The sequence below is a fragment of the Bordetella genomosp. 12 genome (genome assembly GCF_002261355.1).
Lineage (GTDB): Bacteria > Pseudomonadota > Gammaproteobacteria > Burkholderiales > Burkholderiaceae_B > Bordetella.
Map to the genome: position 1 here is coordinate 987,597 of NZ_NEVU01000001.1, position 15,856 is coordinate 1,003,452.

At 67.9% G+C, this 15,856-nt stretch carries 15 protein-coding genes; 10 read left to right on the forward strand and 5 right to left on the reverse strand.

Going from position 1 to position 15,856, the window contains the following annotated elements; translation table 11 throughout:
- The first annotated feature begins 97 nt into the window (after positions 1–97).
- The 10 genes from CAL22_RS04630 (at position 98) to CAL22_RS04675 (ending at position 10,900) form a co-directional block, all read left to right on the forward strand.
- Positions 98–2,236, forward strand: coding sequence for an indolepyruvate ferredoxin oxidoreductase subunit alpha (locus CAL22_RS04630; RefSeq protein WP_094810789.1), 2,139 nt, complete (start codon positions 98–100; stop codon positions 2,234–2,236).
- Positions 2,233–3,744 carry an indolepyruvate oxidoreductase subunit beta family protein gene (locus tag CAL22_RS04635; RefSeq protein WP_094810790.1) on the forward strand — a complete coding sequence of 504 codons (1,512 nt, stop codon included), beginning with the start codon at positions 2,233–2,235 and terminating at the stop codon, positions 3,742–3,744. Before CAL22_RS04630 ends, CAL22_RS04635 begins: the two co-directional genes overlap by 4 nt.
- Before the next feature lie 92 nt (positions 3,745–3,836).
- Positions 3,837–4,991 carry an ABC transporter substrate-binding protein gene (locus tag CAL22_RS04640; protein WP_094810791.1) on the forward strand — a complete coding sequence of 385 codons (1,155 nt, stop codon included), beginning with the start codon at positions 3,837–3,839 and terminating at the stop codon, positions 4,989–4,991.
- Between the two features lie 10 nt (positions 4,992–5,001).
- The gene (locus CAL22_RS04645; protein WP_094810792.1) at positions 5,002–6,159 is read left to right on the forward strand and encodes an alpha-hydroxy acid oxidase; all 1,158 of its coding nucleotides are present in this window, start codon (positions 5,002–5,004) and stop codon (positions 6,157–6,159) included.
- Positions 6,152–7,024 (forward strand): branched-chain amino acid ABC transporter permease, encoded by an 873-nt coding sequence (locus tag CAL22_RS04650; RefSeq protein ID WP_094810793.1) that lies wholly within the window; start codon positions 6,152–6,154, stop codon positions 7,022–7,024. Before CAL22_RS04645 ends, CAL22_RS04650 begins: the two co-directional genes overlap by 8 nt.
- A complete protein-coding gene (locus CAL22_RS04655; RefSeq protein ID WP_094810794.1) occupies positions 7,021–7,956 on the forward strand; it encodes a branched-chain amino acid ABC transporter permease in 936 nt (311 codons plus the stop codon). Before CAL22_RS04650 ends, CAL22_RS04655 begins: the two co-directional genes overlap by 4 nt.
- Entirely contained in the window at positions 7,956–8,720 is a 765-nt protein-coding gene (locus tag CAL22_RS04660) for an ABC transporter ATP-binding protein (protein WP_094810795.1), read from the forward strand. The genes CAL22_RS04655 and CAL22_RS04660 overlap by 1 nt, the downstream gene beginning before the upstream one ends.
- A complete protein-coding gene (locus CAL22_RS04665; protein WP_094810796.1) occupies positions 8,710–9,438 on the forward strand; it encodes an ABC transporter ATP-binding protein in 729 nt (242 codons plus the stop codon). Before CAL22_RS04660 ends, CAL22_RS04665 begins: the two co-directional genes overlap by 11 nt.
- 17 nt (positions 9,439–9,455) lie before the next feature.
- On the forward strand, positions 9,456–10,544 hold the full coding sequence (locus tag CAL22_RS04670; protein ID WP_094810797.1) for an enolase C-terminal domain-like protein: 1,089 nt from the start codon (positions 9,456–9,458) through the stop codon (positions 10,542–10,544).
- Positions 10,545–10,684: 140 nt separating this feature from the next.
- Positions 10,685–10,900, forward strand: a complete 216-nt coding sequence (locus CAL22_RS04675) for a TOBE domain-containing protein (RefSeq protein ID WP_094810798.1) — start codon at positions 10,685–10,687, stop codon at positions 10,898–10,900.
- Positions 10,901–10,907: 7 nt separating this feature from the next.
- Here CAL22_RS04675 and CAL22_RS04680 read toward each other — a convergent pair whose 3' ends face one another.
- From CAL22_RS04680 to CAL22_RS04700, 5 genes are read right to left on the reverse strand one after another with little or no spacing between them, the layout of a single operon-like run.
- Positions 10,908–12,257, reverse strand: coding sequence for an LLM class flavin-dependent oxidoreductase (locus CAL22_RS04680; RefSeq protein ID WP_094810799.1), 1,350 nt, complete (start codon positions 12,255–12,257; stop codon positions 10,908–10,910).
- Positions 12,258–12,273: 16 nt separating this feature from the next.
- Positions 12,274–13,119 carry an ABC transporter ATP-binding protein gene (locus tag CAL22_RS04685; RefSeq protein WP_094810800.1) on the reverse strand — a complete coding sequence of 282 codons (846 nt, stop codon included), beginning with the start codon at positions 13,117–13,119 and terminating at the stop codon, positions 12,274–12,276.
- Between the two features lie 17 nt (positions 13,120–13,136).
- Positions 13,137–13,925, reverse strand: a complete 789-nt coding sequence (locus CAL22_RS04690) for an ABC transporter permease (protein ID WP_094810801.1) — start codon at positions 13,923–13,925, stop codon at positions 13,137–13,139.
- Entirely contained in the window at positions 13,922–14,746 is an 825-nt protein-coding gene (locus CAL22_RS04695) for an ABC transporter permease (protein ID WP_094810802.1), read from the reverse strand. Before CAL22_RS04695 ends, CAL22_RS04690 begins: the two co-directional genes overlap by 4 nt.
- A gap of 22 nt (positions 14,747–14,768) precedes the next feature.
- Positions 14,769–15,854, reverse strand: a complete 1,086-nt coding sequence (locus CAL22_RS04700; RefSeq protein WP_094810803.1) for an ABC transporter substrate-binding protein — start codon at positions 15,852–15,854, stop codon at positions 14,769–14,771.
- Between the last annotated feature and the right edge of the window lie 2 nt (positions 15,855–15,856).

Here is a 15,856-nt window from a genome sequence, read left to right on the forward strand (position 1 = left end):
AAACATATCAATCATCGATTGTTTAGATTGTAGTTCCGCTCCTACTATGCCTCCAAATCGATGATGGCGGTGCAGAGCCGCCCGGGAGACAAGGGGTATGGAGCGTTCATTCGCACGCGAAGTGGGCAGTCTGGCGCTCGGCGCCGGCGAGGTCTTTCATGGCGAGGGCATTCTCGCGGTCACCAAGGCCCTGCTGCAGTCCGGCGTGAGCTATATCGGCGGCTACCAAGGCGCGCCGGTGTCGCATCTGATCGATGTCCTGGGCGATGCGCGCGAGCTGCTCGACGAGCTCGGCATCTACTTCGAGAACAGCGCCTCCGAGGCCGGGGCCGCGGCCATGCTGGGCGCTTCCATCCACTATCCGGTGCGCGGCGCGGTGACCTGGAAGTCCACGGTGGGCACCAATGTGGCCTCCGACGCGCTGTCCAACCTGGCGTCGGCCGGGGTGACGGGCGGCGCGCTGATCATCCTGGGCGAAGACTACGGTGACGGCTCGAGCATCATTCAGGAGCGCACGCATGCCTTCGCGATGAAGTCGCAGATCTGGCTCATGGATCCGCGCCCCAATCTCACGTCGATCGTGGATGCGGTCGAGCAGGCCTTTCAGTTGTCCGAGGCCAGCCAGACGCCGGTGATGATGCAGTTGCGCATCCGCGCCTGTCATGTGCATGGCAGCTTTGTGTGCAAGGACAACGTCGCGCCCGCGGTGTCCACGCGCCAGGCCCTGCGCGAGGGCAAGTTCGATTATTCGCGCATCAATCTGCCGCCCTCGATCTACGAGCACGAACGCCAGAAGGTGCAGGTGCGCTGGCCGGCGGCGCTGGAGCATATCCGCCGTGCGGGCCTGAACGAGACCTTTCCGGGCAAGCGTGACAAGCTCGGCCTGATCGTGCCGGGCGGCCTGTACAACGGCCTGATCCGCGCCTTGCAGCAACTGGGCCTGGCCGATGTGTTCGGCGCCAGCGAGCTGCCCATCCATGTGCTGAACGTGGTGTACCCGCTCGTGCCGGATGCGCTGCAGGCCTTCTGTGCCGGCAAGGACGCCGTGCTGATCGTCGAGGAAGGGCAGCCCAATTATCTGGAAGAGGCGCTCACGGCCCTGTTGCGCCGCGCCGGGCTGGCTACCCGCGTGCATGGCAAGGATGTGTTTCCCATGGCCGGTGAGTACAACGGCGAAGTGATGCTGCGGGGCGTGGCCGCCTACCTGGAGCGCGCCCAGCCGGAATCGGGCAGCGCGGCCGCCGCAGGCGGCCTGACCGGCCACAAACAGGCCGCCGTGCAGGCCTTGGGCGAACCGGTGCCGACCCGTCCGCCGGGCTTTTGTGTGGGCTGTCCGGAGCGGCCCGTGTTCTCGGCCATCAAGATGGTGCAGCAGAAGCTGGGGCCCTTGCATATCAGCGCCGATATCGGCTGCCACACCTTCGGCACCCTGGCGCCGTTCAATATCGGCAGCACGGTGCTGGGCTATGGCCTGGGGCTGGCGAGTTCGTCGGGCATCGCCCCGCTCATGGGCCGGCGCGTGGTCAGCGTGATGGGCGATGGCGGCTTCTGGCACAACGGCTTTACCAGCGGCGTGGTCAACGCCATGTACAACAACCAGGATTCCGTGCTGGTGATCCTGAAGAATGGCTATACCTCGGCCACGGGCACGCAGGCCATTCCTTCTTCGCCGTCGCAGCCGGCCGCCAAGCCGCTGACGCTGGATATCGAGACGGCGCTGCGCGGGGTGGGCGTGAAGTGGTTGCGCAAAGTGCCCAGCTATCACGTGGCGGATATGCGGCGCACCCTGGATGAGGCGATGACCACCGAAGAGGGCGGTCTGAAAGTCATCATCGCCGATGGCGAATGCCAGCTCGAACGCCAGCGGCGCATCAAACCGCAGAACGCGCAACGGCTCAAGCAGGGGCTGCGCGTGGTGCGCACGCGCTTTGGCATCGATGAGGACGTCTGCACGGGCGATCATTCCTGTATCCGGCTCTCGGGCTGTCCGTCCTTGTCGGTCAAGCCCAATCCCAGCCCCTTGCGCACCGACCCCGTGGCCACGGTCAATCAGGGTTGCGTGGGTTGCGGGCTGTGTGGCGAGGTGGCCCATGCGGCGCAGCTGTGCCCCTCTTTCTTCAAGGCCGAGATCGTTCAGAACCCCAGCGCGTGGGAGCGGCGCCTGGCGCGCTGGCGCGAACGGCTCATCCATGCCATGGCCGGGCGGGCCAGCCTGCCGCGCGAGGTGACGGCATGACGGCCCCCGTGACGATATTGATCGCCGCCCTGGGCGGCGAAGGCGGCGGGGTGCTGGCCGATTGGATCATCGCGGCGGCCACGGCGCAGGACTATCCGGTGCAGAGCACGTCGGTGCCCGGCGTGGCGCAGCGCACGGGCGCGACCAACTATTACCTGGAGATTCTGCCGGTGCCGCGCGCCGAACTGGGTGGCCGCGAGCCGGTGTTTTCGCTCGTGCCCTATCCGGGCGATGTGTCCATCGTGGCCGCTTCCGAGTTGGTGGAAGCCGGCCGCATGCTGCAGGGCGGCTATGTGCATCCGCAGAAGACGGTGCTGGTCGCGTCGACGCATCGCGAGTACGCCGTCTCGGAGAAATCCGCCATGGGCGACGGCCGCTATGACGGCGCGCGTGTCACCGCCGCCGCCGCCACGCTGGCGCATGAGGCCATTCTGTTCGATATGGCGGTGCTGGCGGCCCGCCACCGCACGGTGATCAACACGGTGCTGTTCGGCGCCATGGCCGGCAGCGGGGCCTTGCCTTTCGATCGCAGCGCCTGTGAGGCCGCGATCCGGCAGTCCGGCAAGGCGGTCGAGGCCAGCCTGGCCGGTTTCGCGGCCGGTTACGACCGGGCGCGCGGCGATGCGGCGCCCGAGGCGGCGCGGCCCGCGCAAGCCGCGGCGCTGCCTTCGGCGCGCGTGGCGGCCCTGCCTGCCGTGCTGCGCGAGGTGGCTGGCGCCGGGGCGGCGCTAGTGCAGGACTATCAGGATCGCCGCTACGCGGATCTGTATCTGGATCGCGTGGAACGGATGCTGCAGGACGAACAGGCCTATGGCGATGCGGCGCTGGATGTCAGCCGTGAGACGGCACGCTATCTGGCGCTGTGGATGAGCTACGAGGACGTGATCCGCGTGGCCGATCTGAAGACGCGGCGCGAACGGCTGGCGCGCGTGCGTCGCGAGGTTGGCGCGGGCCAGGGCGAGCCGCTGCATGTCACCGAGTTTCTCAAGCCGGGTCTGGACGAGGTCTGTTCGGTGCTGCCCGCCGGCCTGGCGGGCTGGTTGCGGCGGCGGCTGACGCCGCGGCTGGGCAAGCGCGGCATGGGCTTGCATGTGCGCACCAGCACGGTGAGCGGCTTTGCCTTGCTGTGCCTGTTGCGCAGCCTGCGCCGCTGGCGCCCGCGCACCGAGCGGTATCTGCAGGAGCAGGCCTTGATCGAGCGCTGGCTGCATCAGGTGCGCGCGCTGCTGCCGCTGTCGCCGTCCGCCGCGCTGGAGCTCGCCTTGTGCGGCAACCTGGTCAAGGGCTATGGCGAAACCAGCGAGCGCGGGCACCGCAATCTCGGCGCCATTCTGGACGATGCACAGCAGACCGGTGCGCTGCAGGACCTGCCCGCCCGCATCGCGGCGGCGCGCCGCGCGGCGCTGGCCGACCCGCAGGGCAAGGCGCTGGCGCGCGCCCTGGATCTTCCCGACCCCCCGATGATCGAGCAGCCGTTGCGCTTCGTGCGCAAGGCCGCCAGTTCCTGAGTGGCGGCCTGACGGCCGCAGGCAGTTCCCCCGCATCGCCGCGTCAGACGGCGGGCAAGCCCAGCAGTCCCAAAACGACTAGGAGACAAACGATGAAGCGCATGTTGACCCGGCGGCTGCCTGCCGCCCTGGCCTGTGCCGTAGCGGTATTCGCCACCCCCGTGCACGCCGATCCTGCCCCGATCAAGGTCGGCGCCGTGGTCTCGGCCACGGGCCCCGCCTCTTTTCTGGGCGACCCGGAACAGAAGACCCTGCAGCTTTACGTGGACAAGCTCAACGCCGACGGCGGGGTGCTGGGGCGCAAACTCGCGCTCACGCTGTATGACGACGCCAGCGATGCCAACAAGGCCAACGCCTTCGTGCGCCGCCTGATCATGCAGGACGGCGTCGACGTGATCGTCGGCGGCTCGACCACGGGCTCCACCATGGCCATGGTGCCGCAGGTGCAAAGCGCCAAGATTCCCTTCGTGTCGCTGGCCGCCGCCAGTGTGATTGTCGAGCCCGTCAAACCCTGGGTCTTCAAGATGCCGCACTCGGATCGCATGGCCGCCGCCAAGGTGCTGGAGGACATGAAGAAAAACGGCGTGACCCGCATGGCGCTGCTGTCCGATACCGGCGGCTTCGGCAAGTCCGGCCGCGCCGAAACCTTGAAGCTGGCGCAGGCCATGGGCGTGGAGGTGGTCGACGATCAGCAGTATGGCGAGCGCGACACCGACATGACGCCGCAGCTCACGCGCATCAAGTCCAGCAATGCCCAGGCGGTCTTTGTCTTCGGCACCGGCCAGGCGCCGGCCATCATCGCCCGCAACTATCGCCAACTGGCCATGAAGCAGCCGCTCTATACCAGCCATGGTCAGGCCTCGATGGAGTTCGTGCGTCTGGCGGGCGATGCGGCGGAAGGCATCCGCATGCCGTCGCCGGCGCTGCAAGTGGCCCGCAGCCTGCCTGCCAGCGATCCCCAGCGCGAGGTCAGCGTCAATTACGCCCAGGCCTTCGAGGACAAGCACAAGGTGGAGGTGTCGACGTTTGGCGGTTACGCCCATGACGGCCTGCTGATGGTGGTCGACGCCATCAAGCGCGCCGGCGGCACCGATCCGGCCAAGCTGCGCCAGGCGCTGGAAGACACCAAGGGCTTCGTCGGCGTGAGCGGCATCTACACCATGACGCCCGAGGACCATATGGGCCTGGATATCTCCGCGTTCCGCATGGTGGAGGTTCGCAAGGGAGCCTTCCAGGCGCTGCCCTGACGAGGCCGGCATGCGTTTGAATGTCGCGGATTTCCGTCAGCGGGCCCGCCGGGTGCTGCCTCGCTTCGTGTTCGATTATGTCGAAGGCGGCGCCGAGGACGAACGCTGCCTGGCGCGCAATCGCGCTGACCTCGAGCGGCTGGATCTGCTGCCGCAGGGGCTGCGCGATACGCGCCATGTCGATACCGGCGTGGACGTCTTCGGCCAGCGCTGGGCCGCGCCCGTGGGCGTGGCGCCCGTCGGGCTGGCGGGCTTGGTGCGCCCGGGCGGCGATGTGCTGGCCGCGGCGGCGGCGGGTGCCGCGGGCCTGCCCTATGTCCTGTCGACGGCCTCCAACAGCCGGCTGGAGGCCGTGCGCGAGGCCACGTCCGGCCCCTGTTGGATGCAGCTGTACGTCATGCAGGCGCGCGAACTGGCCGAGCAGATCGTGCAGCGGGCGCAGGCGGCCGGCTTCGATGCGCTGGTGCTGACCATCGACGTGCCGGTCAGCGGCTACCGCGAGCGGGATGTGCGCAATGGTTTCTCGCTGCCGTTTCGTCCCGGGCCCGCCATGCTATGGGACATGCTGCGCCATCCCCGCTGGCTGGCCAGGATGGCGGCGTCCGGCGCGCCGGGTTTCGTCAACCTGGCGCCGCAGCGGCAGACGGCATCGCCCCAGGCCCAGGCGGCCTTGTTGGCGCGCGCCATGGATCGCTCGCTGGTCTGGGAGGATCTGGCCTGGCTGCGTTCGCTGTGGCGGGGGCCCTTGCTGCTCAAAGGGGTGCTGCATCCCGAGGATGCGCGCCGGGCCGCCAGCCTGGGTGTGGACGGCATCATCGTGTCCAACCACGGCGGCCGCCAGTTGGATGCCGCGCCTTCCGCCATTCGGATGCTGCCGCAGATCCGCGCCGCGGCGGGGCAGACCCTGCCGCTGTTCGTCGATGGCGGGGTGCGCCGTGGCGCCGATGTGGCGCGCGCCCTGGCCAGCGGCGCGAACGGCGTTTTCGTGGGCCGGCCCATGGCCTATGGCCTGGCCGTGGCAGGGCAGGCCGGTGTGGAACAGGTATTGACGCTTCTGGCCGCCGAGCTGGCGCGCACCATGACCCTCATGGGGGTGGCGCGCGTGCAGGACTTCGGCGCAACGCATATTTGCAGGCAGGATTTCGACAAGCGAGGCTCGCATGGCTGATTTCGCGCAATTCGTTTTCGCCGGGCTGACCACGGGCGCCATCTACGCCCTGGCGGCACTGGGTTTTTCCGTCATTTACAACGCCAGCGGCATCATCAACTTCGCCCAAGGGGATTTTCTGATGCTGGGCGGCATGGTCGCGGCCACGCTGGTCGCCGCCCAGGTGCCGCTGCCGGCCGCCGTGGCGGCGGGCGTGGGGGTGGGTATCGCCGTGGGGCTCTTGCTGTACTTCCTGGCCATCCGCCCGGCCCGCGAGGCCAATGTGCTGTCGCTCATCATCATCACCATCGGCGCCTCGCTCTTCATCCAGGGAGCGGTGCAGCTGGTGCTGGGCAAGAACCAGCGCACGCTGCCCGCTTTCAGCGGCGATGAGGCCATCTCGCTGGCCGGTGCCTATGTGCTGCCGCAGAGCTTGTGGATCTGGGGCGTGTCGCTGCTGATGGTGCTGGGCTGCGCGGTGTTCTTTCGCTTCACGCTCACCGGCAAGGCCATGCTGGCCGTGGCGGCCAACCGCCTGGCGGCGCAGGCCGTGGGGATCAGCACCTCGCGCATTCTCATGCTGTCGTTTGGCCTGGCCGCAGGGCTGAGCGCCGTGGCCGGCGTGACCGCCGCGCCCATCACCACCACGGTCTACGACCTGGGCCTGATGCTGGGCATGAAGGGCTTCGTGGCGGCTACCCTGGGCGGACTCGGCAGCGGGATCGGGGCCGTGGCCGGCGGCCTGCTGGTCGGGCTGCTGGAAGCCTTCATGGCCGGGTATGTGTCTTCGGCCTACAAGGACGCCGTGCCCTTTGTGCTCATCATCGTCATTCTGCTGGTCATGCCGCAGGGCATTTTCGGCAAACGCAGTTCGGAGCGTGTATGAAAGCCTGGCCTCTCCGCCCCTCGCTCTGTGTGCTGGCCCTGGTGCTGGCGCTGCTGCCCCTGGCCCTGGGCAATAACTTCCTCATGGATCTGGCGGTCCGCATCTGCCTGGCCGGCATTGCCGCCGTGGGCCTGAACCTGCTGATGGGATTCGCCGGCCAGGTCAGCATCGGTCACGCGGCCTTCGTCGCCATCGGCGCCTATGGCGTGGGCATCCTGACGGTCCATCTGCATTGGCCGCCGCTGGCGGCGATGGCTGCCGCCGTGCTGGGCGCGGCAGCCGTGGCCTACGTGGTGGCGCGGCCGATTCTGCGGCTGCGCGGCCATTCGCTCACCATGGCGACACTGGGCCTGGGGATCATCGTCAACATCATCCTCATCAACGAAGTCGATTGGACGGGCGGCCCGGACGGCATGCCGGTGGGGCCGCTGGAGGTCATGGGCCATGCCGTCGAGGGCATGACGCTGTGGTACGCCCTGGCGGCGGTTCTGCTCTTTGGCGCGGTAGCGCTGTCGCTCAATCTCTATGCCTCGCCGGCAGGCCGCGCACTGCGCGGGCTGCATGGCTCGGAAGTCGCCGCCCGCGTGGCCGGCGTGAATGTGGCCAGCTACAAGGTCCGGGCCTTCGTGGCGTCGGCTGTCTTCACCTCGCTGGCAGGCTGCCTCACGGCGCACTACCTGGGATTCATCACGCCGTCGCTGGCCGGTTTCACCTATTCGGTGGAGCTGGCGACCATGGTGGTGCTCGGCGGCATGGCCTCGACATTCGGGGCGGTGCTGGGCGCGGCGCTGCTGACGCTGTTGCCGCAGTTGCTGGGCGGCCTGCACGAGTACGAAATGATGTGCTTTGGCCTCATCCTCATGCTGACCATGATTTTTCTGCCCAAGGGACTGGTTCCCACGCTGCAACATCTTCTGCGCCGGAGAACCTGATGCTGGAAGTCCAAGGATTGAGCCGCCATTTCGGCGGCGTGACCGCCGTGCAGGATGTCAGCTTCTCGGTGCGCGAGGGCGATGTGCATGCCGTCATCGGGCCCAATGGCGCGGGCAAGACCACGCTGTTCAATCTGATCAGCGGCGTGTATGCGCCGAGCGCGGGCGAGATTCTGCTCGACCGCAAGCCCGTGGGGGGCATGGCTCCCGAACAACTGGCGCGCCGGGGCTTGAGCCGCACGTTCCAGAACCTGCAGATCTGCATGAACATGACCGCCTGCGAGAACGTCATGCTGGGGGCGCATCTGCGCCAGCATGCCGGCTTGCTGGCGGGCCTGTTCGGCTGGACGCGCGCGGCCGACCGCCGCCTGGCCCAGGAGGCCTTGGGCTGGATGGAGATGGCGGGCGTGGGCGCTTACGGCGCCCATCACGCCTCGCAGCTTTCTTTCGGCGTGCTCAAGCGCCTGGAGATCGCCCGCGCCTTGGCCAGCGAACCGCGCCTGCTGTTGCTGGACGAGCCCGCGGCCGGCCTGAACGATAGCGAAACGGCCGAGCTCACCCGGCTCATCCGCCGCATCGCCGACAGCGGCATCACGATTCTGCTGGTCGAGCACGACATGCGGCTGGTGATGGACGTGTCCAACCGCATTCTGGTGCTCGATCACGGCAAGCGGCTGGCCGAAGGCAGCGCGCAGGAGATTCGCGCCGACGAGAAAGTGATCCAGGCCTATTTGGGAGCCGACGATGTCAGCCATGCAGAATGAAACCCCGGGCGCCGCGCAGGCGCTGACGGTGCGCGGCCTGAAAGCGGGTTACGGCCGCATCGAAGTGCTGCACGGCATCGACCTGGATCTGCCCCGGGGCAAGCTGGTGGCCCTGGTGGGCGCCAATGGCGCGGGCAAGACGACCTTGTTGCGGGCATTGTCCGGGCTGGTGCCGGTGCGCGCCGGGCGCATCGATCTTCTGGGCCGGGACATTACCCGCGCCAGCGCCGACGGCCGGGTGCGTCTGGGCCTGGCGCAGGTGCTGGAGGGCCGCCAGGTCTTCGGCCCCTTGTCGGTCGAAGACAATCTGCTGTTGGGCGGGTATGTGCGCGGCCGTCAGGCGCGCGAACGCATGGACGAGATGTTCGCGCTGTTTCCCGTGCTGCAGCAGAAGCGGTCGCTGCCGGCGGGCACCCTGTCGGGCGGCCAGCAGCAGATGCTGGCCATTGCCCGCGCCCTCATGAGCCGCCCTCAGGTGTTGCTGCTCGACGAGCCCTCGATGGGGCTGGCGCCTTTGCTGGTGCGCGAAGTGCTGGACGTGGTGGCGCGCCTGCGCGATCTGGACATGCCGGTGCTGCTGGTGGAGCAGAATGCGCGTGCGGCCCTGGCGCTGGCGGACCACGCCTATGTGCTCGAAGTGGGGCGCATCACGGTGTCGGGCAGCGGGCAAGCCTTGTTGCGCGATCCGCGCGTCATGCAGGCGTATCTGGGTTTGTAGCCCAAGGGGGAAGCGATATGTCGGGACCAGCGTTGGACATCGTCATTACCGGGATTCAGGCGCGCGCGGTGTTGGTGCCGCTGGAGCATCCCATCCGCACCAGCGTCGGCGTGGTCGATGCCGCGCCGCTGGTGTTGATCGACCTGCACACCAGCCGGCCGGACGTGGTGGGCCGCGCCTACCTTTTCACCTATACGCCGCTGGCCCTGGCGCCGACCTGCCTGCTGGTCTCGCAACTGGCCGGGGTAGTGGCCGGGCAGCCCCTGGCGCCCGTCGATCTGGATCGCCGGCTCGGCGCACGTCTGCGCCTGCTGGGCCGCACCGGTCTGGCCGGCATGGCCTGCGCCGGCCTGGATATGGCGGCCTGGGATGCGCTGGCCGTGGCGTGCGAGATGCCGCTGGCGCGTCTGCTGGGCGGCACGTGCGCGCCGCTGGCGGCCTATGACAGCCACGCCATGGATGGCGAGGCCTTGGGCGTGCGACGGGCCGCGCAGGCCTGCGAACAGGGCTTTCGGGCCATCAAGACCAAGATCGGCTATCCCACCTTGCAGGAGGATTTGCGGGTGTTGCGGGCCTTGCGGCGCGCAGTGGGCGACGAGGTCGCCATCATGGCCGACTACAACCAGGGCCTGAGCGTGCCGCAGGCCGCGCAACGCCTGCATGCCCTGCGCGATGAAGGGCTGTGCTGGATCGAAGAGCCGACGCTGCAGGAAGACTATGCGGGCCATGCGCGGCTGCGCGGTCCGGTGCCGGTGCAGATGGGAGAGAACTGGTTCGGCGTGGAGGAGATGCACAAGGCCCTGAGCGCCGGCGCCTGCGATTACGCCATGCCCGACATCATGAAGATCGGCGGCGTGACGGCCTGGCAGCGGGCCGCCGCGCTGGCCCAGGCGCACGGGGTGCCCCTGTCCAGCCACATCTTCCAGGAGTTCAGCGCGCATGTGCTGGCCGCCTCCCCTGGCGCGCATTATCTGGAGCGCATGGATCTGGCGGCGCCGATTCTGCGCCAGCCGCTGGGCTTTCAGGACGGCCAGGCCATCATCGGGCAAGCGCCGGGTGTCGGCTTGCAATGGGATGAAGCCGCCGTCAGCCGGTATCGCGCCTGAGGCCGCGCGCTTATATCCTTAGTCGCAATTGTGCGTTTGCCGGCGGGGCGGATCGCCTTAGGCTATGCGATCACGCGGCAGCGATGCCCGCGGACCCGCCACCCCGGGGCTTTCCGGGCGATTCACGCAGGAGTTTTATTGTGACCCTTCCTTCCATCAATGCGCGCAACCAGTTCCGGGGCAAGATCAAGGAGATCGTGTTCGGCTCCGTGGTCTCCGAGGTCGACATCGAAACGCCGGCCGGCATCGTGACGTCGGTGATCACGACCCGGTCGGTCAAGGAGCTGGATTTGCAGATCGGCACCGAGGTGCTGGCTTTCGTCAAGGCCACCGAGGTCTCGGTCGCCAAGCTGTGAGCCGGCCTCAGGCGGCCGCGCGCGCCTGGCGCGCTTCGGCCGCCGGATGCGCCGGACGCCGCAGTCCCAGGTGCTCGCGCAAGGTCGTGCCCTGGTAGCGGGTGCGCACCAGCCCCCGGCGGCGCAGCTCGGGCAGGGCCAGCGTGATGAAGTCGTCCAGCCCGCCGGGCAGCCAGGGCGACATGATGTTGAATCCATCGGCGCCTTCTTCTTCGAACCACTGCTGCAGTTGATCGGCCACGCTTTGGGGGGTGCCCACGATCTGCTGGTGCCCGCGAGCGCCGGCGATGCGCAGGTACAGCTCCCGGATGGTGAGCCCGTCGCGCCGCGCCAGATCCACCAGCAGTTGCTGCCGGCTTTTGCCGCCGTTGGTCTGCGGCAGATCGGGCAGGGGGCCGTCAACGGGGTAGCCGCTCAGATCGGCGCCGATCATGTTCGACAGAAGGCGCACGCCCACGACGGGATGGATGAGATCCTGCAGTCGGGCGAACTTCTCCTCGGCCTCTTCCTGTGTGCGGCCGATGACCGGGAAGATCCCCGGCATGATCTTGATGTCGTCCGGATGGCGTCCGTAGACGCCGGCGCGCTGTTTGATGTCGCGGTAGAAAGACTGGGCTTCCTCGAAGGTCTGATGCGCCACGAAGATGACTTCGGCGGTGCGCGCGGCCAGATCGCGTCCGGCGGCCGAAGCGCCGGCCTGGACGACGACGGGGCGGCCTTGCGGTGAGCGCGCGACGTTCAGGGGGCCGCGCACCCGGAAGTGCTCGCCGCGATGGTTCAGGGGGTGGACTTTCTGCGGGTCGAAGTACTGGCCGCTGACCGTGTCGCGCACGAAGGCGTCATCTTCCCAGCTGTTCCACAGACCAAGCACCACATCGTGGAATTCGGCCGCGCGCGCGTAGCGGGCGGCGTGTTCGACGTGTTCGTCGAGATTGAAATTCTGCGCCTCGCCCTGGCCGCTGGAGGTCACCAGGTTCCAGCCGGAGCGTCCGCCGCTGATGTGGTCCAGCGATGCGAACTTGCGCGCGACATGATAGGGCTCGTTGTAGGTGGTCGAGACCGTGGCGATCAGACCGATGCGCTCGGTCACCATGGCCAGCGCCGACAGCAGCGTCAGGGGCTCGAACTGGTCGCTGCGCGCGGTGCGCGCCAGGGAGTCGATCTCGCTGTTGCGCACGCCGACCGAATCGGCCAGAAAAAGGGCGTCGAAGCAGGCGGCTTCGGCGCGCCGGGCCAGGTCCACGTAGTGGCGGATGTTGACGCCGGCGTCCGCCTGCGCGTCGGGATGACGCCAGGCGGCGATATGGTGGCCCGTCTGCATGAGAAAGGCGCCGAGCTTGATGTGTCGTGAGGTCATGAAAGTCTCCGGGCGGTCACCACGCCATGCGCAGCGAGGCAAGAGAGGGTTGAACCAAGGGGCGCTCGGGCAGCGGCGCTTCCGCCACCGGCCCGAGGAAATCGGACAGCACATCGTCGCGGATCTGAATGAAGCGCGGGTCGCTGCGGTTGCGGGCATGGGCCAGCGGCACGGGCACGATGCGGCGGATGCGCCCGGGACGCGGTTGCATGACCACGATACGGTCGCCGAGAAAGACGGCTTCTTCGACGTCGTGGGTGACCAGAATCATGGTGATGCGCTCCTTCTGCCAGATACGCTGCAGCTCGGCTTGCAGGCGCGCGCGCGTCAGGGCGTCGAGCGCGCCAAACGGTTCGTCCAGCAGCAGCACGCGCGGGCGGTTGACCAGACCGCGCGCGATCGCCACGCGCTGCGCCATCCCGCCGGAGATCTGGTGCGGATACGAGTGCTCGAAGCCCTCGAGCCCGACCAGCGCGATATGCTCGGCCACGCGGTCGCGTTTCTCGGCCGCGTTCACGCCGGCGTTGCGCAGGCCCACGGCGATGTTCTGGGCCACCGTCAGCCAGGGGAAGAGCCGGTGATCCTGGAACACGATGCCGCGTTCCGGTCCGGTTCCGCGCACGGGGGCGCCGCCCAGCGTGATGTGGCCTTCGTATTGATCGTCCAGACCGAGGATCAGCCGCAACAGCGTGGACTTGCCGCAACCGCTGGTGCCCACCACGGAGAGAAACTCGCCCGAGGGGATGTGCAGGTCGATGCCTTCGAGCACCTGCAGCACGCCGCCGTCGGCCTGGTTGCTGGCGTAGCGTTTGCTGACGGCCTGCAGGTCCAGGTCCAGCGGGGTTTGAGAATGCTGTGTCATGCGGGTCTGTCCTGTTGTTATTGCGCCGCGCCGCGCAGAAAGGCGAGGCGGCGTTCGAGGAAGCGGGCCAGCGCGTTCATCAGCCAGCCGACCAGGCCGACGACGAACATGCCGAAGATCACCAGATCCATCTGAAAGTGTTCGCTGCCCTCGATGAGCAGATTGCCGATGCCGACGCCGGCAACCAGCAGATACTCGGCGCCGATGGTGGCCAGCCAGGAGTAGATCAGTGCCAGATAGATGCCCGTGAAGATGGCCGGCGTGGCCGCGGGCAGCACCACGTACAGAAAGGTCTGCCAGCGCGTATAGCCATACACGCGGGCGACTTCCAGCAGGGCCGGCGGGGTGCTGCGTATGCCGTCGCAGGTGTTGACGACCACCGGCACGAGCGCGGCCAGCGACAGAAACACTACCTTGGCGATATCGCCCAGTCCGAACCACACCGAGATCAGCGGGATCCAGGCAAAGAGCGAGATCTGCTTGAAGGTGTTGAAACTCGGGCCCACCAGGCGGTTGAAGCGGCGTGACAGCCCCAGCAGCGCGCCCAGCAGCAGGCCGCTGGTGGTGCCGATGACGAAACCGGTCAACTCGCGCGCCAGGCTCGCGCCCAGGGCGCGCCAGAGCTTGCCGGTGAGAATCTGGTCGGCGGCCGTTGCCAGCACTTTCGCCGGCGAGACCAGCAAGGCCGAGTTGACGACGCCGGCCTGCGAGGCGGCCCACCAGAGGACAATGAGGGCCAGGGGCAGGACCGCGCCGTGCCAGCGGCGCTGGTGTTCGTCTCCCGTGGCCAGCGTTTGCGTGCTCATGCCCGTTCTCCCTGTGCGTTGCGGCGGCGGCTGGCGCCGATCAGGCGCGCTTCGGTCCAGTCCAGCAGGCGGTCGATGGCATAGCCCACGGCGCCCACGATGATGACGGCGGCCATGACCAGATCGAGCTGGAACAACTGGCGGCCATACACGATGAGGTAGCCCAGGCCTTCGCTCGAGGCGACCAGTTCGACGACCACCAGCGACAGCCAGGCCTTTGTGAAGCCCAGGCGCAGGCCGGTGAAGATGGTCGGCGTGGCCAGAGGCAACACCACTTCCAGCACTTCCTGGCGCCGGGTATAGCCGTAGACCCGCGCCACTTCGCGCAAGGCGGGGCTGGCCTGACGAAAGCCCTGCAATGTGCCCAGCGTCACGGGCACGAGCGCGGCCTTGGCGATGAGGATGTACTTCAGGGTCTCGCCGATGCCCACCAGCAGCAGCACGAAGGGCAGCCAGGCCAGTACGGGGATCTGCACCAGCGCGTTGAACAGCGGCAGCACATAGGCCTGCAGCGGACGCCACAGGCCCATGGCCACGCCCAGGGCCAGGCCCAGCAGCGCGCCGGCGGCAAAGCCCACCAGCACCCGTGCCATGCTGGCGCCCAGGTGCAGCCAGAGATCGCCGCTGGTGGCCAGCTCGCGCAGCGTGTCCCAGACGTAGGCGGGTGGCGGCAGGACCTGGGGCGAGATCCAGCCCTGGGCCGCACCCGCGTGCCAGAGGATGTACAACAGGATGGGCAGCAGCCAGGGCGCGATCTGCCAGGCCAGGTTGCGGCCATCCAGGGCGATTGCCGGCAGGCGCGGCAGGCTCACAGTGCTCATGACGGTTCCTCGGCGGGGCACGTTATTGCGCACTGGCCTGGCGCGGCGCCGCCACGGCCTTGCCGCTGGCGTCGTACGGGGTCCAGTAACCCGTCAGGCCCTGCGTCTTGAGCGCCTGTTCCAGATAGCGGGTGTCGAACCAGCCGTCGATGGGCACTTCACGGCGGATGAGTTTTTCTTTCAGGGCATCCGCCGCGACCGCTTTGTAGCGCGCGATGATGAAGTCATCGACCAGCGGCGAATTGCGCACGGCCAGATCCTGCTTGTCGAACTCGGCGGCCCACGAGGCATAGGGCACGCCGCTCTTTTCCCAGATCTTGAACAGCGCATCCCGGTTGTTTTCGTCGGAGGCCCACTTGGCCGCCTGAACGAAAACGTCGACCACCTTCTGCACCTGGGCGGGATTGTCCCGCTCGAAGTCCTCGCGCACCAGCAGCGACGCCTGGCGCGTGAGGGCCGGATCCTCGCCCTGCGTGGAGTAGATGACCTTGGCCAGGCCCTGGTCGCGCACCTTGAACCATTCATAGCCGCCGAACGCCGCGTCCACGCCGTTGGACACCAGGGCCGCCTGCGCGCTGCCCGCGTCCAGATTCACGCCCTTGATATCGCGCTCGGCCAGCCCGTGCGCGGCGAGCACATTGATGGCGACCAGATGGCCGTTGGTGCCGCGAAAGATCGACACTTTGCGGTCCTTGAGATCTTCGATGCGCGCCAAGGGAGAGGCCGGCGGCGCGACGACATAGAGGTTGTTGCGCGCGCCGCTGACCAGCAGCAGCTTGGTCTTGAGACCATTGGCGCGGCCCACGACCTGCGGCAGATCGCCCTGATAGGCGAAGTCGATCTGTTTGTTGGACAAGGCCTCGTTGACCGCGGGTCCGGCGCCCTTGAAAAACAGCCATTCGACCTTGACCCCATCGGCCTTGAAGGCGTCTTCGAGCGCGTGGGTGGCGCGCGCCACCCCGCCGGGGGAGCCGCCCCAGGTGATGGGGTCGCCGCCGCCGGCGGTGGCCACGCCGATGCGGATGACCTCGGCGGCCTGGGCGCTGGCCGACAGGGCCAAGGCGAGAATCAGGGCCGCGCGGGCGGCCGTCTTGGACACGGTGTTCATGC

Coding starts and splice junctions, on each gene's coding strand:
- CAL22_RS04645 (WP_094810792.1), top strand. CDS start 5,002: ATGCGTTTGAATGTCGCGGATTTCCGTCAGCGGGCCCGCCGGGTGCTG.
- CAL22_RS04650 (WP_094810793.1), top strand. CDS start 6,152: ATGGCTGATTTCGCGCAATTCGTTTTCGCCGGGCTGACCACGGGCGCC.
- CAL22_RS04635 (WP_094810790.1), top strand. CDS start 2,233: ATGACGGCCCCCGTGACGATATTGATCGCCGCCCTGGGCGGCGAAGGC.
- CAL22_RS04630 (WP_094810789.1), top strand. CDS start 98: ATGGAGCGTTCATTCGCACGCGAAGTGGGCAGTCTGGCGCTCGGCGCC.
- CAL22_RS04670 (WP_094810797.1), top strand. CDS start 9,456: ATGTCGGGACCAGCGTTGGACATCGTCATTACCGGGATTCAGGCGCGC.
- CAL22_RS04680 (WP_094810799.1), bottom strand. CDS start 12,257: ATGACCTCACGACACATCAAGCTCGGCGCCTTTCTCATGCAGACGGGC.
- CAL22_RS04640 (WP_094810791.1), top strand. CDS start 3,837: ATGAAGCGCATGTTGACCCGGCGGCTGCCTGCCGCCCTGGCCTGTGCC.
- CAL22_RS04695 (WP_094810802.1), bottom strand. CDS start 14,746: ATGAGCACTGTGAGCCTGCCGCGCCTGCCGGCAATCGCCCTGGATGGC.
- CAL22_RS04700 (WP_094810803.1), bottom strand. CDS start 15,854: ATGAACACCGTGTCCAAGACGGCCGCCCGCGCGGCCCTGATTCTCGCC.
- CAL22_RS04665 (WP_094810796.1), top strand. CDS start 8,710: ATGCAGAATGAAACCCCGGGCGCCGCGCAGGCGCTGACGGTGCGCGGC.
- CAL22_RS04660 (WP_094810795.1), top strand. CDS start 7,956: ATGCTGGAAGTCCAAGGATTGAGCCGCCATTTCGGCGGCGTGACCGCC.
- CAL22_RS04685 (WP_094810800.1), bottom strand. CDS start 13,119: ATGACACAGCATTCTCAAACCCCGCTGGACCTGGACCTGCAGGCCGTC.
- CAL22_RS04690 (WP_094810801.1), bottom strand. CDS start 13,925: ATGAGCACGCAAACGCTGGCCACGGGAGACGAACACCAGCGCCGCTGG.
- CAL22_RS04655 (WP_094810794.1), top strand. CDS start 7,021: ATGAAAGCCTGGCCTCTCCGCCCCTCGCTCTGTGTGCTGGCCCTGGTG.